At 39.4% G+C, this 15,891-nt stretch carries 11 protein-coding genes and 1 pseudogene; all 12 read left to right on the forward strand.

Features of this window, described 5'->3' with window-relative positions; translation table 11 throughout:
- The first annotated feature begins 14 nt into the window (after window positions 1–14).
- The 12 genes and pseudogenes from hisC (at window position 15) to PING_RS05965 (ending at window position 15,772) form a co-directional block, all read left to right on the forward strand.
- Complete coding sequence (gene hisC / locus PING_RS05915) at window positions 15–1,127, forward strand: histidinol-phosphate transaminase (RefSeq protein ID WP_011769517.1); 1,113 nt, start codon at window positions 15–17, stop codon at window positions 1,125–1,127.
- A gap of 8 nt (window positions 1,128–1,135) precedes the next feature.
- Window positions 1,136–2,422, forward strand: coding sequence for a 3-phosphoshikimate 1-carboxyvinyltransferase (gene aroA, locus PING_RS05920; protein ID WP_011769518.1), 1,287 nt, complete (start codon window positions 1,136–1,138; stop codon window positions 2,420–2,422).
- 778 nt (window positions 2,423–3,200) lie between these two features.
- Window positions 3,201–3,599, forward strand: a complete 399-nt coding sequence (locus tag PING_RS05925) for a hypothetical protein (protein WP_011769519.1) — start codon at window positions 3,201–3,203, stop codon at window positions 3,597–3,599.
- A 459-nt stretch (window positions 3,600–4,058) separates the two neighbouring features.
- Window positions 4,059–4,457 (forward strand): thioredoxin, encoded by a 399-nt coding sequence (locus PING_RS05930; RefSeq protein WP_011769520.1) that lies wholly within the window; start codon window positions 4,059–4,061, stop codon window positions 4,455–4,457.
- Window positions 4,450–4,768: pseudogene (locus tag PING_RS21290) on the forward strand (ISAs1 family transposase); the annotation flags it as partial. The gene PING_RS05930 and the pseudogene PING_RS21290, both read left to right, overlap by 8 nt.
- Before the next feature lie 80 nt (window positions 4,769–4,848).
- Window positions 4,849–5,766, forward strand: coding sequence for a sensor domain-containing diguanylate cyclase (locus tag PING_RS05935; protein WP_011769521.1), 918 nt, complete (start codon window positions 4,849–4,851; stop codon window positions 5,764–5,766).
- Window positions 5,767–6,707: 941 nt separating this feature from the next.
- Window positions 6,708–7,751: a rod shape-determining protein gene (locus PING_RS05940; protein WP_011769522.1), complete on the forward strand. Its 1,044-nt coding sequence runs from the start codon at window positions 6,708–6,710 to the stop codon at window positions 7,749–7,751.
- A 192-nt stretch (window positions 7,752–7,943) separates the two neighbouring features.
- Window positions 7,944–8,924, forward strand: coding sequence for a rod shape-determining protein MreC (gene mreC, locus PING_RS05945; protein ID WP_011769523.1), 981 nt, complete (start codon window positions 7,944–7,946; stop codon window positions 8,922–8,924).
- Window positions 8,908–9,390 (forward strand): rod shape-determining protein MreD, encoded by a 483-nt coding sequence (mreD, locus tag PING_RS05950; RefSeq protein WP_049752946.1) that lies wholly within the window; start codon window positions 8,908–8,910, stop codon window positions 9,388–9,390. Before mreC ends, mreD begins: the two co-directional genes overlap by 17 nt.
- Before the next feature lie 2 nt (window positions 9,391–9,392).
- Complete coding sequence (locus PING_RS05955; RefSeq protein WP_011769525.1) at window positions 9,393–9,971, forward strand: Maf family protein; 579 nt, start codon at window positions 9,393–9,395, stop codon at window positions 9,969–9,971.
- A 358-nt stretch (window positions 9,972–10,329) separates the two neighbouring features.
- Entirely contained in the window at window positions 10,330–11,805 is a 1,476-nt protein-coding gene (gene rng / locus PING_RS05960) for a ribonuclease G (RefSeq protein WP_011769526.1), read from the forward strand.
- A gap of 82 nt (window positions 11,806–11,887) precedes the next feature.
- On the forward strand, window positions 11,888–15,772 hold the full coding sequence (locus PING_RS05965) for a YhdP family protein (RefSeq protein WP_011769527.1): 3,885 nt from the start codon (window positions 11,888–11,890) through the stop codon (window positions 15,770–15,772).
- Window positions 15,773–15,891: the final 119 nt, after the last annotated feature.

Consider the following 15,891-nt stretch of genomic DNA (forward strand, 5'->3'; position numbering starts at 1 on the left):
ACTAAGGATTAAAGATGAGCTGTGATTTTTTAACGCTTGCTAATGCGGGGGTGCAAAAACTGCATCCCTACCAAGCCGGTAAACCAACGTCTGAATTAGAACGAGAACTTGGCATCAGTGATATTGTCAAACTTGCTTCCAATGAAAATCCGTTAGGTCTGAGTGAGAAAGTGAAATCTGCACTGCAAAGTGAATTTTCTGAATTAGCCCGTTATCCAGATGCCAACGGTTTTTACCTTAAGCAGGCACTTGCCGATAAATATAACGTCGGGTTAAATCAGGTGACCCTAGGAAACGGCTCAAATGATTTGCTTGAACTGGTTGCGCGGGCATTTGTAAGCGCTGAAAATGAAGTGATATTTGCGCAGTTTGCTTTTGTTGTTTATCCAATAGTGACACAAGCGATTGGCGCAAAAGCAGTGGTTGTTCCGGCAAAGCATTACGGTCATGATTTAGCGGCAATGGCCGCTGCCGTGACGGATAAAACAAAACTTATCTTTATTGCCAATCCGAATAACCCAACGGGCACTTTTCTAGAAGCGGCTGACATTCTAGCCTTTCTGAGTAAGGTGCCGGCGCATGTCTTAGTCGTATTGGATGAGGCCTATTTTGAATATGCAGCGCCCGAACGACGTGGTAATGCTATCGCATGGATTAAAGATTTTCCCAATTTAATTGTTTCCCGAACCTTCTCAAAAGCCTATGGTCTTGCGGGCTTGCGTGTCGGTTACAGCGTTTCAAATCCGCAAATTGCAGATATCCTTAATCGCGTACGCCAACCCTTTAACTGTAATGCTCTAGCGCTTAAAGCGGCAGAGACCGTTTTACAAGATGATGAGTATTTACAGGCGGGGATTAAGTTAAATAATGCGGGCATGGCAGACTTAAGTGCTTTTTTCAGTCAACATAACCTTGAATATATTCCTTCAATGGGAAACTTTATTACGGTCAATGTTGGCCAATCTGGGGACGTTGTCTATCAGGCGTTATTACATGAAGGTGTGATTGTACGCCCGATAACGGGCTACGGCTTAAGCGACCATCTGCGTATTAGCATCGGCCTGTTCGATGAAAACCAGCGTTTTAAACAAGCCTTAGTTAAAGTGCTTAAGTTAGATCAAAAATAGAGGATAGGATGGAACAATTATTATTACAGCCAATTGCTAAGGTGGACGGTGAAATTAACCTACCTGGCTCTAAGAGCCTTTCTAATCGTGCGCTTTTGCTGGCCGCTTTAGCGCAGGGTACAACGACACTGACCAACCTGTTAGACAGTGATGATATTCGTCATATGTTAAATGCATTAAAAAAATTAGGGGTCAATTATCAGCTTTCAAAGGATAAAAAACAGTGTGTTGTTGAAGGTTTAGGACGGGCGTTTAATACTGCTGAATCAGGTCTATTGGAACTCTTTTTAGGCAATGCCGGCACAGCGATGCGGCCGCTATGTGCCGCTTTGTGTTTAGGTCAAGGAGAATACATTCTAACCGGTGAGGCGCGAATGTTTGAACGTCCTATCGGCAGTTTAGTGGATGCATTACAGCAGGCCGGTGCACAGGTGACATACCTTGAAAATGAAAATTATCCGCCCTTAAAAATCAAAGGAACGGGGCTTAAGGGCGGTAAAATAAAAATTGACGGCAGTGTTTCCAGTCAATTTTTAACCGCTTTTTTAATGGCCGCACCGATGGCAATGGAAGATACTGAAATTGAAATAGTCGGTGAATTGGTGTCAAAACCTTATATTAAAATCACCCTGCAAATCATGCATGATTTTGGCATTGATGTTGATAATCATAATTTCGAACGTTTTATTATTAAAGGCAAACAAACTTATAGTGCGCCCGGGCATTATTTAGTTGAAGGAGACGCCTCTTCAGCTTCCTATTTTTTAGCCGCAGGCGCGATTGCCGGGGGCTGTATTAAAGTGACTGGTATCGGTAAAAAATCGGTTCAGGGTGATATTCAATTTGCCGATGCATTGGAAGCAATGGGGGCAAAAATAGAATGGGGTGATGATTATATTAAAGCCAGTAAAGGTGAGTTAAAAGCCATTGATATGGATATGAATCACATTCCTGATGCCGCAATGACGATTGCTGTTGCCGCTCTCTTCGCAACGGGTACGACCAAAATTCGCAACGTTTATAACTGGCGCGTTAAAGAGACCGACCGGTTATACGCGATGGCGACAGAATTACGTAAAGTTGGCGCAACCGTTGTTGAAGGGCATGATTTTATTGAGGTCACTGCGCCCGAAAAATTAATTCATGCTGAAATTGATACCTATGACGATCACCGAATGGCGATGTGTTTTTCATTAGTGGCGTTGGGTAATACACAGGTGACTATTAACGATCCTAAATGTACCTCAAAAACCTTTCCTGATTATTTTGAAAAGTTGGCTTCTGTGAGTTGCTAATCAATAGCGCTTACCCATAATCACGCCCTGCAGTGCAGGGCGTGATTATGTTTTTCTGTTCTTTTCATTTCCCATTATTCCCATGCCTGTTTTTCGGTAGATAGGTGATGGACTGACATCTAGAAAAGCCGCTGCTTTGGGATATTAGCATCATCAAAATTGCGTGCAGTCTTGATTTTTCCGTTTAACATTCGCTAATGCTCCGATCACGCTAAAGCTATTATCAACCGCTTAATAGCATGGTCTGCGATTGTGCTTTTACTTTACTTGATAGCGTATTTAAAGGCGTTGGCAGGTGTGCTTAGCTGATCATTCGAGGTGCTTACAGTGCGGAATCTTCCACAATTAAAACATTAAGTTTACCAGCCATTAATTTGTCCTGCTTTTATTATGCAAATCGCTGCTTACTGAGCGTTCCTAGATTCGGGCGGTTTTTTTACGAGTATTTTTAAGCGTGCCTATGCGCATTATGAGAATGCCTTTGCAAAAGGGTATTACAAGTGCGCTGGTGGAGGAAAGGGGCTGTATGCAGGCACAATAAAGAATAAAAGGGTTGCTCCTAAACCTTGATGGATTGCTTTGCTCAATCTATTATCCTTACAATAAGCGACTTGAACAACACTTTTATGGGTGTCTAACCCCATGAAAATAATGCTATTATTATATATGCTAGCCTTTATTTGGTTTCTTTTACCACAACGACTAAGTAACCTGCGAATAAGAGGCTAGCACCGTCGTGGGGAGTCATTATATTTAAACAAAACAAGAGGAAATAATAGTGAAAAAATTAATAATATTGACTGTTGCCGTATTATCAATATCAGCTTGTAGTGTAGGCCCAAATCAAATCCGTTCTGCGGGAGTAGATCAGGTTTTTTCAAGTCAGAAAGATGCCAAAGATGTTGCAAGTTGTGTTAAAAATAAATGGTCGGCCTGGGTAAATAAATTTGATGATTGGGGGGTCGTCAATTCAGTAGAAATAGCTGACGGTTATTCTGTTTCAGCCCAAAGTTATGGCACTGATCCGGAAGATGGTTCTGGTAAAAAGCCGAACACTGTCAATTACTTAGCAGATATTGAAAATAAAGATTCAGGCAGTGTCACAAAGCTTTATCAATATTTTTCATTAAACTTAGGGGATAACCCTTTTGTTGCTGCGGCAGCAGAATGCCAGTAATACTTGCCTAATACTAAATCTATTCATTTTTTGTTCATTTATGCAGGCATTTTTCCTGTGGCTAAACAGATCACTTAAATGAGTGGAATTGGTATCAGTTGCGACACTCGCACTTTATTCCATTGCCACTGTTTTTGAAAACACTCAATAACGGTGGCAGCTTAGCCACCGGACACAAAGCGTGATCTCTGCTTGAAAACTTTTGCCTCTAAGCCTGTAAAAATAAATTGATAAGCGAGCGAGAGTAAAAAAAGCTTGAAGTCTCACCTGTGGTTGTCATAAATTAACAGGCCGTCAGGCTGGCATTGCAACTAAAAAGTAAACCAACATACACTGGCCTATAAAAAGCAAATCAACAGCAGTTGAATTGGTGTTCTTTTTACACCTTTTAGATAAAAAATATAAGGTTTGGTGTTTTTTCTTTTTAGAATCAACTTTTTTAAATAACGGAATGTAAACATGATTAAAAATATTGACCTAACCATCGACATAACCAAGGCGGAGCAACTTTTAAGCGGCAGTGATGCCTTTATCCTGAATATAGTCGCTTTATGGTGCAGCGACTGCACGGCACAAGCTGAAAATTTACCCGCATTTGCACAGTTACTTTCCGATCAGGGAATGCCTGTTTATCAACTCAATGTGCAGAACATTAAAGATCAATATCTGTCAGCACAACATAAAGCACTGACGATTAAACTTGGCGGGCGCGGTTATCCGCGTACGGTGTTAATGTTAGGTAATAAAATAGTTGATTCAGATAATATCGAAATTATCAGTGCTGAGCAACTTGCAACCTTAGCGAATAAATTTACTCTGCTGTTAAGTAATAGCCAGTGTATCAAAGACAGCCTTTAAATTTTATATTAGCTCAGGAGAGCTTAATGCAAAATCTCTTTTAACGGCTGCTCGAGAGCACTGGTCTGTTGAAAATAACTGGCATTGGTAATTAGATATATCCATAAATGAAGGTGCATGCAGGATAAAACAAAAAATTCTACTGAGAATTTAGCAACAGTACGTTATGCTACTTTAAATCTCTTAAGAACAGATAGATCTTTTTAAAGGTGGAATTAAAAGAAAGCATAAACAAGTAAATAGAAGTGACGACTATAGAGGAAAAAATGGTGTCAGGACTTTCTCTGATTTCTTTATCAATGTGTCAATAGGGGCGAGAAGTGTGAGCTAAAACGGTTCATAATCTTACCCTTTGCGGCTAATATAGGTAAATCTATTACGGGCGTTAATAATGTCAGATTCAATTGAATTTCTTAAATCAGTACTTAATACGATCACCGACCAGATAGTTGTTATAGATAAGAACGGTGATATAAAATTTGTCAATCACAGCTGGACTGAGTTTGGCCGGGATAATGATTGTCAAATAAAGACTGAATGGATTGGCATAAATTACCTTAATGGATATGATAATACTTCTGGGGCAGACGCTGATTTCGGCGTTACGGCAGTAAATGGAATTCGAGCCGTCATTATCGGGCAACAGCCTGATTTTTACCTTGAATATGCTTGTCATAGTCCAGATGAAAAACGATTTTTCATGATGCAGGTAACACCTTTTATACATCAGGAAGTCCAATTTTTTGTCATCTCTCATAAAAATATTACTAATCGAAAGTTAGCCGAGGAAAAAGTCCTTCACTTATCCCAGATTGATGGTCTCACCGGTATTGCCAATAGGCGATATTTTGATGAGACCCTTGAAAATGAGTGGAAGCGCTGTGCTCGTTCAAAACAACCACTTACACTTGCCATGATTGATGTTGATCATTTTAAGTTGCTCAATGACACATATGGGCATCAAGCCGGTGATAATAGTCTGGTAATGATTGGCAATCTGCTTAAAGACTTAGCTCAAAGACCTGCCGACCTCTGTTGCAGATACGGTGGAGAGGAGTTTGCAATCATTATGCCACAAACATCAAACGCTCAGGCTGTGCATATTGCCAGTAAACTTATAACACTTATCGCAGCTCTTAACATTCCCAATAAAAAATCACCCACCAAAGCAATATTAACAGTGAGTATTGGTCTGGCTACTGTCTTACCCAGTCAAGAAAATGATACAAGAAGTCTCATTGCTAAAGCAGATAAATCACTTTACAGAGCAAAAAAGAAGGGAAGAAATCGAGTTGAGTCGAACCTTTAGACCTGCGTATTATCCTTGATCTTACATCCCAAACTCAGTAACCAGCAATCTATGATCTGAGTCGGGGACAAGCTGGTAATCTTTGCTGATAACCTCAAATGAATCACTGATCAGACAATGATCGATATAAGCGCTGCTGAGCAGAACCAGAAGCGGGTTCTCCCCGTTATAAGACCAACAGAAAATGTCGAAAAAGGATTGCTGCTGTTGATTAATAAACTGTTTTTCTGCCGATTTTTAAAGTGTGCCGATCAGACAGTGGTATTGAGATTGCCAATAATAATTTTTTATTGCCGTCATGGTGCAAAAGCCTGTTCAGCGAAAGAGTTAAGTGTGCTGTCTCTTAACGACTAATAAACCAGTACTTCTCGGTGATACCGGATGCAGCGTAAAGAGATGAACAGGGCTTTTTACTTTCAGGATTTGTATGATCGCTTTAATAATATGGCCGCTTTGCAGACGATATTATGTTTTTTTTGCTCGACGATCGGTTGTTATTTTTTGTCGCTGATAAGCTTAGGGTTTTCTGTTTTTTATTTGTGGTATTGAGTAATACACCGGTTATTATTAATAACCCTAAAGGTCGCTTAAAAATCTTTTCTGATTATTTTAAAAAGTTAGCATCTGTCAGTTTGTAAATAAATCATCTAGGTGTTTTGTTAATGGGGGTCTTTTAAACGGTATTACTGACAAGTAGCACTTTGAGTTTATTATTTTTAATCGCCACTCATTAAACTATTCTAAATTCACTCATCTTATTTTGAATAAATAGGGGTAAATAATCGGGCTAACCCCTGTTTGTTGCTTTTCGCCGTAGAAAAAATTCAATCGTTAAAATAAAGTGATAATTCCTTGTACTATTTACTTTCTTTTCTTGATGAAATATGGCTAGATTGGTAAAGTACGTTACTTTATTTATTCGCCATTAATGGAAAAATTTCATGTTTAAAATGTTCCGGGGTATGTTTTCTAACGATCTGTCGATCGATTTAGGAACTGCCAACACGCTTATTTATGTAAAAGACCAAGGCATAGTCTTAAATGAGCCTTCAGTTGTTGCAATTCGTTTAGATAAAAACGGTGCGGGTAAAAGTGTTGCTGCTGTGGGTTATGAAGCTAAGCAGATGTTAGGTAAAACACCTGGTAATATTCAAGCCATTCGTCCGCTAAAAGATGGTGTCATTGCAGATTTTTATATTACCGAAAAGATGCTTCAACATTTTATCAAGCAGGTACATAACAATAGCTTTTTACGCCCGAGCCCACGCGTTTTAGTGTGTGTGCCATGCGGATCAACCCAAGTTGAACGTCGTGCTATTCGTGAATCTGCACAGGGTGCGGGTGCACGAGAGGTTTATTTAATTGATGAGCCAATGGCTGCCGCCATCGGAGCGGGTATGCCGGTGTCCGAAGCAAAAGGTTCGATGGTTGTGGATATTGGCGGAGGCACGACGGAAGTTGCTGTGATCTCTTTAAATGGTGTGGTTTATTCTGCCTCGGTACGTATTGGCGGTGATAAATTTGACGAGGCGATCATCAATTATGTCCGTCGTAACTATGGCTGTACTATTGGCGAAATCACGGCTGAACGTATTAAACACAGCATTGCAATAGCTTACCCGATCGACGAGATTAGAGAGATTGAAGTACGCGGAATGAATGTTGCCGAAGGCCTTCCCCGCAGCTTTACACTTAATAGTAATGAAATATTAGAAGCCCTGCAGGAGCCTTTAAGTGGGATTGTTTCTGCAGTTATGCTGGCGCTAGAGAAAACACCACCTGAATTGGCAGCTGATATTGCTGAAACGGGCATGGTTTTAACCGGAGGCGGGGCATTATTATGTGAATTAGACCGATTGCTTTCTGAGGAATCCGGCATTCCGGTGATTGTTGCTGACGAGCCGCTTACTTGTGTGGCTCGTGGAGGCGGTATGGCACTTGAAATGATTGATACCTATGGTCGTGATCTGTTTAACTCAGACTGATAACGCGCCGAGTCATGACCGTTAGACTCATTAACGGATCGATTTAACGCCTTGATAGCCTAGTTATTAATTGATTGATAACCTGTTTGTTGCAATTGATAGCTAGCTTCTTCTAATTTACCCTGAGTCCCAAGTAGCAGGCATTGTTTAATGTACTTGCTGTAATAACTTTTTCCTAATTAATCTGTCACAATGAAAACAATTTTTACGCGCGGCCCTTCATTTTTATTAAGACTATCCATAGTGGTAGTTTTTTCGGTTTTTTTATTTGTTGCTGACAGCAACTTCAATCTCTTTGCATCATCACGTATTTATTTAAACTCCCTGGTCAGCCCTGTGCAATACGTTGCTGATCTGCCTGAAAAATTATTCAGTGCCATCTCTGCTAGTGTGATGACTCGCCATGAGTTAAAAGCGCGTAATCAACAGTTAGAAAAAGACAATTTACATCTCAAAGCTGACCGCCTATTACTCACCCAATTAGAAAATGAAAATAAGCAGTTACGTGAGCTGCTCAGCTCAAATCGCACCTTTACCAACAAAAGAATGATAACCGAAGTGATGAGTTTACGCTCAGATCCCTTTTCTCATCAGTTATTGATCGATAAAGGCGCGGTAAACGGTGTTTATGTCGGCCAACCTGTTATTAATGAAGATGGTGTGGTTGGACAAGTTTCTCAGGTAGGCAGTACAACCAGTCGGGTTTTACTGATTGTTGATGTAAGCCATGGTATTCCGGTGCGCGTTCAGCGTAATGATCTTATTGCCGTGCTCCATGGTAGTGGTGATTGGAATAGGCTAAATGTGCCTTTTGTACAAAGTAATGCCGATTTAAAAGAAGGTGATTTACTGGTCACGTCAGGTTTGGGGGGGCGTTTCCCTGCAGGTTACCCGGTTGCGACAATAAGCCATGTTAATTATCAAGAAGGCGCGGCTTACGCTGATGTGAGCGCAACACCTGTTGCTCCCCTCCACCGCAGCCGTTATTTATTGTTGTTATGGAATGAGGATCAATATAATGAATCTGATTTATCAAAGGATAGATTAACAACATCAGCGGCACTGGCCACAGAGAATGCTGATAATTCAAAGACAAGCCCTGATTCTCTGAACACGCTAGAGACAGACAAAAAAATCGAACCGCTGGAATCGAAAAATGTCATTGTTCAGTAACTATATGGCCATTTACTTTACTTATTTTGCAGGTTTAGTCTGTGCTATTGTTCCTCTTCCTATCATGCTGAATGCTTTTCGTCCCGATTGGATGATCCTTATTATTTTTTATTGGGTACTCGCATTACCGCATCGGGTTAGCATCGTGCATGCGTTTATTTTAGGGGTAGTATTTGACCTTTTATTAGGCTCTACGTTAGGCATGCATGCCTTATTATTTTCATTTTTAGCCTACATAGTCATTACCAATTACCAACTTTTTCGTTATTTCACTCTGGTACAAACAACCCTCTTAGTCGGTTTGTATTCTTTACTGTCGAAACTGGCGTTATATTTGATGGCATCAAGCTTACAAGATATTATTTTACATCAATCTTATTTCTGGTCAGTCTTTACCTCGATGCTGGTTTGGCCCTGGTTTTTTCTTTTTTTGCGTTTTATTCGTCGCCGTTTTAAGGTCGTATAAGCATGAACGTTTCTATCTATCTTGCATCGAGTTCACCTCGTCGTAGTGAACTTCTAAATCAAATTGGAGTCTTATTTGATCGAGTGAAAGCTGCCATTGAAGAAAAACCGGAAACAGGTGAATCAGCGCAGGATTATGTTTTACGTTTAGCATTACAAAAAGCGCAAGCAGGTTTCAAAAATAGCGATAAAGAGAGACCCGTTTTAGGGGCTGATACAATTATTGTTATTGATCAAAAAATATTAGAAAAACCACGTGATAAAAAACATGCCCGGGAGATGCTGCAATTATTGTCGGGGCGAGTTCATCAAGTCTTTACTGCAGTGGCACTGGTACAAGGTGTTTATACAAAAAGTACTCTGGTTAAAACCGAGGTGAGTTTTAAAAAATTGAGTGAGCAGGATATCTCTGATTACTGGCGCTCCGGTGAACCTGTTGGTAAGGCTGCTGGTTATGCTATTCAAGGAATTGCCGGAAAGTTCATTAACAATATATCAGGTAGTTATAGTGGCGTTGTTGGGCTGCCGCTTTTTGAAACAGCAGAACTGATTCGTGAGTTTATGGAAGAAGTTAATCATTAAGATAAAATTTATAAATGAAATTAATAAATGCTGTTGAGAACGCTTTCTTTGATTGTAAACTTGCCCGTTTGATTTTTTTGTTATGGCACCAATTTGCAAGGAAGGCTTGCTAAATCAAGACCTTTGTAACTGACATAACAGCGCGAATCTGAGTAGGAAATTAAATAATAAATTTGTCGTTAGAGAATGAAAAGTAAAGACAAGTAATTGATGACTCATGAGGTTATTGCTTGTTAATAAGTATTTATACCCAAGCCTCTTGGCGATGTAGTAAGAAGTTTGGGTATAAATTGCTGCTTCATATTGTTTATATTATTAAGCGATACAGCTTATAAAAAATTTTAAAGGAATTGGTCTAATGTCCGTTGAATTATTAATGAATATCACCCCCACCGAAACACGCGTTGCGTTAGTTGAAGGTGGTGTACTGCAAGAGCTACATATAGAGCGTCAGGCGACCAAAGGAATTGTTGGTAATATATACAAAGGCAAAGTCAGCAGAGTGTTAGCCGGCATGCAAGCCGCTTTTGTTGATATTGGCTTGGAAAAGGCGGCATTTTTACATGCTTCAGACATTGTGCCCTTTACAGAATGTGTTGCCAAGAATGAAAAAGCAAAATTTAAAGTTGCAGATATCTCACAACTTGTCCGTCCAGGGCAGGATATTATGGTGCAGGTGGTTAAAGATCCGCTCGGCACTAAGGGAGCCCGTCTTACAACTGATATAACCTTGCCTTCACGCTATTTGGTTTTTATGCCTGGAACAGGCCATGTTGGTGTATCACAGCGTATTGAAAGTGCACAGGAACGTGAACGTTTAAAGGTAATCGCCCAAGGCTGCTGTGTCAATGATCTGGGCGGCTTTATTATCCGTACAGCGGCAGATGGCGCACCGGAAAAGGAGTTGATTAACGATGCGGCTTTTTTACTCCGAGTTTGGCGTAAAGTATTGACGCGTCGTAAGCGGACTGCTAGCAAAAACAGGCTACTTTACCGTGACTTAGGACTCGCATTTCGTATACTGAGAGATTTTGTTGGTGAGGAAATAGACAGAGTACGTATTGATTCGCGATTAAATTTTAGTCTGATTCAGAAGTTTACCCATGATTTTGTACCTGAACTGGAGGATAAAATCGAATGTTACCGGGGTAAAAGCCCTATTTTTGATCTGTTCGATGTTGAAAATGAAGTGCAGCGTGCATTAGAGCGTAAGGTGGAACTTAAATCAGGTGGATATTTGATTATTGATCAGACCGAAGCGATGACCACTGTTGATATTAATACCGGTGCATTTGTTGGCCATAGAAATCTTGAAGAGACGATATTTAATACCAATATTGAAGCGACACAGGCTATTGCCAGGCAATTACGTTTACGCAATTTAGGCGGTATTATTATTATTGATTTCATCGACATGCAGTCAGTTGAACATAAACGCAGAGTATTTAACAGTTTAGAACAAGCATTGTCAAAAGATCGTGTTAAAACCAATATCAATGATTTTTCTCCCTTAGGTTTAATTGAAATGACACGCAAACGCACGCAGGAAAGTTTAGAGCATATTTTCTGTGGTGTTTGTGAGCAGTGTAGTGGACGCGGTTATATTAAAACAGTAGAAACCGTTTGTTATGAAGTTCTGCGTGAAATATTACGCGTGAATCGCGCCTATGATGCTGATCGTTTTGTTGTTTATACGTCACCTAAAGTGGCTGAGGCATTAACGGGGGATGAATCTCATAACCTGGCTGAATTAGTTTTATTTATGGAAAAACCGGTTAAAATTAATGCTGAGCCTCTCTATGGTCAAGAACAGTTTGATGTTGTAATGATGTGATAGGAAGATATATGACCTTTAAAAATTCAGGTATTCGAAGTGCTGATCTAGGCTTTATTTTCTTTCATATTGAGTCGGTAAATTGAAATTCTGCTCTTTAAAATGGCTTAAACGGATATATGCATTAATTGCAGTTAAGCTGTTTATTTTAGCTTTTTTATTAACCTTATCACGCATTATATTTGTCAGAATTGACGACTATAAAATCTATGCAATGCAATGGTTAAGCTCCGAATATAATGTTAATTTAACCTTTGAAGATATCTCTGCCGGTATTGACTTCTCAGGACTTATTTTAAATGTCAGCGGGATTGAATTGGTCGATTCTGTTGATCTGCCTTATCAGTTTAAACTTGATCATTTGTTTATTTACCTTAATTTTTGGCAGAGCCTCAGCGAACAAACCTTAGTGTTTAACCGAATATCTGCGCAGGGTGCAGATATTACAATTAAACCAACCGGGAAAAATAATGCTAAATCTGAAAGCTCCTCTGTCACTACGGCGGCATTGCAGAAAATTTTATTAGTGCAACTGAGTAAGTTTTCAATAAAAGATAGCCAGCTTCATTTTACAGATCCCCTGCAACGCAATAAAACGGTTGTGATAGAAAAGTTAAATTGGATAAACGAAGAAGGGCGTCACCAGGGGAGAGGTTATGCTTCAATGCTCAACGGCCTTGCCGATAACTCTCTGAATTTTGTGGTGGATTTAGTTGGACAAAATGAGCCTTTGGCTGGTCATCTTTATGTTGCAGCCGATAACTTCAATATTAGTCATTATTTAACTGCACAAGTAAATCCTAATGCGCAACTATTTGATGCGGTATTAGGTTTTAAAGCTTGGGCTGAATTTTCCTCTAATAGACTGCAAAAGCTGCAATTGCAATTAAATAACACCCAATTGCATTGGTCACAATTGGGGCAAGATTATCTATGGAAGATAAACAGTGGATTGGTGCAATTTACAAACACTAATGACGCGTGGTTATTAGACAGTTACAATCTTGATATAGAGTCAAACCAAAAAAAAATGCAAGGTCTTAATGTTCAAGGGCACGGTACGGCAGCGAGTGCTTATTTTGCACTTGATGGGGTAAACATAAAAGATTTAATGCCTTTATATTTATTACGTTCTGATTTACAAGCAAAAACAATAAATTCCTTGTCAGCTTTTGACCTTAACGCACGACTCGATGATTTTTCACTGTTTAAAAACAGTGCGGATAAGCTGCAGTTTTCTGCCCATCTAAGCCAATTTAAGAGCGAACCTCAAGGTGCCATGCCCGGAATAAGTGATGCTCAGATTGACGTTATTGGTGATCTTTCAAAAGGTAAGTTAAATATTACCTTACCTAAACAGAGTCTCACTTTTGATGGGCAATTTAGCCGAGAAATGCCGCTTGAAAGTGCGCAACTTGATTTACAATGGTTACAAATGCCTACTGGATTTAAAGTGTTTAGTGAGCATACGGTATTAAATACGCGCGATCTTAATAGCACTACTGCGTTTTCACTTTTTTTCCCCAATCAAGACCAGAAAAATCAAAGTCCTTTTTTAAGTTTGTATAGCTATGCAGATCTCAATGATGCCAGTAAAGCACAATATTATTTACCCGTTAAAGCGCTGGGTAATAAAGTCTTTAATTACCTGCAGCCAACCCTAAAAAAAGGACAGGTAAAGGGGGCGAAAATATTATGGTACGGTGCATTAAATCAATATCCCTACGGTCAGAATAACGGCATTTTCCAGGCTTGGGTACCATTACGAGGATCCGAATACGATTTTTATGGCGACTGGCAAGGACTCACCAATCTCGATTTAGATATTCTCTTTGAGAATGATGGACTGACTATGAATGCGCATAGCGCCTCTTTGCAGGAGGTGGAGGTTAAAAAATTGACGGCGAGCATTGATCATTTAAATCCCAATGGCATTTTAACTGTTAACGCAGAAATCACTGAAGACGCACAAAAAATAAGTGACTATTTAAAAGCTTCTCCTCTTAAGGAAAGTGTGGGTAAAGCACTCTCGGTTATTGAAGTCGAAAAAAAATTAACCGGTGCACTAACGTTAACCATCCCTTTTAATCAAAAAACGCAGAAGAGCAAAACCTTGGGCACCATTCAGCTGGCAAAAAATAATGTTAATATTAAGTTAGCTGAAGATCTGATCCTGCCTTTAAAAAACGTGCGGGGAGAGTTTAGTTTTATCAATGGCAACTTGATGGCAAATAACCTTCAGGGCCAATTATTTGAACAACCAATACAGATTTCTTTTAACAGTGAAGCACAACAAGACAGATATCAAGTGAACGCCGATTTGTCAGGAAATTGGGATTTGATGGGATTAACAGATGCACAAACCATTCTGAATCCGCTAAAAATATCAGGACAATTAGATTGGGCTGCCGCGATAAACTTTGATAATTTTCTGGCGAGTGGTTATCAATATAATGTTGCCTTTAATTCTGCAACACGGGGAGTGGATATCGCGCTTCCTTATCCCTTTGAAAAAAATGCGTTGCAATCCTGGCCGACAGATATCGTTGTTTCAGGTGACCAAAACAGCAGCACTATTGAGGCAAAAATAAAAAACACCTTGTGGTTTAGTGGAATCGTTGACTATCGAGAAAAACACAATAATATTCCCTATTTTGTGCTTAATATAGGGACGGATAATGTCTCTGAAATTGATAAAACCAAGCAGGTTATTAATGTTAATCTGGATAACCTTAATATCGCCAGTTGGTATCAAAAATGGGTGTTGTTTGACAAGTGGAGGGGCAAGCTTAAGACACAAGGAAAAAGCAGTCAAAGGATTAAGTTGGATGAAATTAACGTCAGCATTCAACATGCTGATTTATTTTCACAACCCTTAAATAATTTAAAAGTACGCGCTGTCAACGATCATAAAAAGTGGGATATGGCCGTTGACTCTGATAATTTACAAACAGCAGTGGAGTTGCGCAATGGAGAACCTATGCGGCTCGATTTTGATATTAAAAAGTTGAATTTCCACTCGCTGGATTTATCAAATATCAATGCAGATCAAGGATTGGACTCAAATAATCAAGCACAAGATCGTAATTTATTGAAGGATTACCCCGAAATTTTGGTTGATTGCTTAGAGTGTATTTATGGCGATATAAATTTATCGCCAATGCGCCTGCATATTTTTCCTAACAAAAAAAATCTTAATATTAATTACATTAAAATTGGGAATGAGAAAGAATTTACCGAGATATCAGGCGTTTGGGATCAATATAAAACTAACCTGATTGTTAAAAGTGTCGGTAACGAGGTCAACGATATTGTAAAAAGGCTAGGTTATAGCAGCCCGATGATCTATTCTAAAGCTGAATTAAGCGGGGCTTTAAATTGGATTGGCGCACCCTGGTCTTTTAATTTAGATTCTTTGAAGGGTACTTTTTCTGCCAAATTAACCGATGGTGCTATCACTGAGGTTAATGATAACGGTGCGCGTTTATTAAGTTTATTTAGTCTTGATGGGATTCGCCGCACACTAAACAATGAATTTAACAATGTATTTTCAAAAGGTTTGAATTTTGATCAAGCAAACTTTTCAGGTAGTATTACCGATGGTATTGTTAAAAATGATGATTTTTATTTAAATGGCTCTGCCGGGAAAATATCAGGTAAGGGGCTTATCGACTTGCCAAATAATGATACTAATTATCAGATTAGTTACAGCCCTGCAATCACCTCAAGTTTACCCGTTTTAACTGCATTTGTGATAAGTCCCTTGACCGGAGCTGCCGTTTTTATGTTGGCTAAAATTTTAGAACCTGTTGTAGAGACGATTATTCGAGTTGATTTTACGGTTAAAGGTCCGTTGAATTCACCTGAAATCAAACTTATCAACAGAAAAAAAGGTAAAGTAACACTGCAAAACACTGAAGTGCTTCATGCAATAGAAGAACTCAAGCAAAAAAATGCCAAGAGTTAATGCTCATGGTAGGATCTCGGCTCTCTATTTTAGCGTGGTTTGAGTTTATTTCTGCACCTGTTTTTACTCATTAGCCGTGCAGATGTTAACGTCTGCAGTATTATTGAGGATCATGATCT

The organism is Psychromonas ingrahamii 37 (assembly GCF_000015285.1).
Lineage (GTDB): Bacteria > Pseudomonadota > Gammaproteobacteria > Enterobacterales > Psychromonadaceae > Psychromonas > Psychromonas ingrahamii.

What these genes read in the sequence shown, in the direction of transcription:
- hisC (WP_011769517.1), top strand. Translation starts at nt 15, where the DNA reads ATGAGCTGTGATTTTTTAACGCTTGCTAATGCGGGGGTGCAAAAACTG.
- aroA (WP_011769518.1), top strand. Translation starts at nt 1,136, where the DNA reads ATGGAACAATTATTATTACAGCCAATTGCTAAGGTGGACGGTGAAATT.
- PING_RS05930 (WP_011769520.1), top strand. Translation starts at nt 4,059, where the DNA reads ATGATTAAAAATATTGACCTAACCATCGACATAACCAAGGCGGAGCAA.
- PING_RS05935 (WP_011769521.1), top strand. Translation starts at nt 4,849, where the DNA reads ATGTCAGATTCAATTGAATTTCTTAAATCAGTACTTAATACGATCACC.
- PING_RS05940 (WP_011769522.1), top strand. Translation starts at nt 6,708, where the DNA reads ATGTTTAAAATGTTCCGGGGTATGTTTTCTAACGATCTGTCGATCGAT.
- mreC (WP_011769523.1), top strand. Translation starts at nt 7,944, where the DNA reads ATGAAAACAATTTTTACGCGCGGCCCTTCATTTTTATTAAGACTATCC.
- mreD (WP_049752946.1), top strand. Translation starts at nt 8,908, where the DNA reads ATGTCATTGTTCAGTAACTATATGGCCATTTACTTTACTTATTTTGCA.
- PING_RS05955 (WP_011769525.1), top strand. Translation starts at nt 9,393, where the DNA reads ATGAACGTTTCTATCTATCTTGCATCGAGTTCACCTCGTCGTAGTGAA.
- rng (WP_011769526.1), top strand. Translation starts at nt 10,330, where the DNA reads ATGTCCGTTGAATTATTAATGAATATCACCCCCACCGAAACACGCGTT.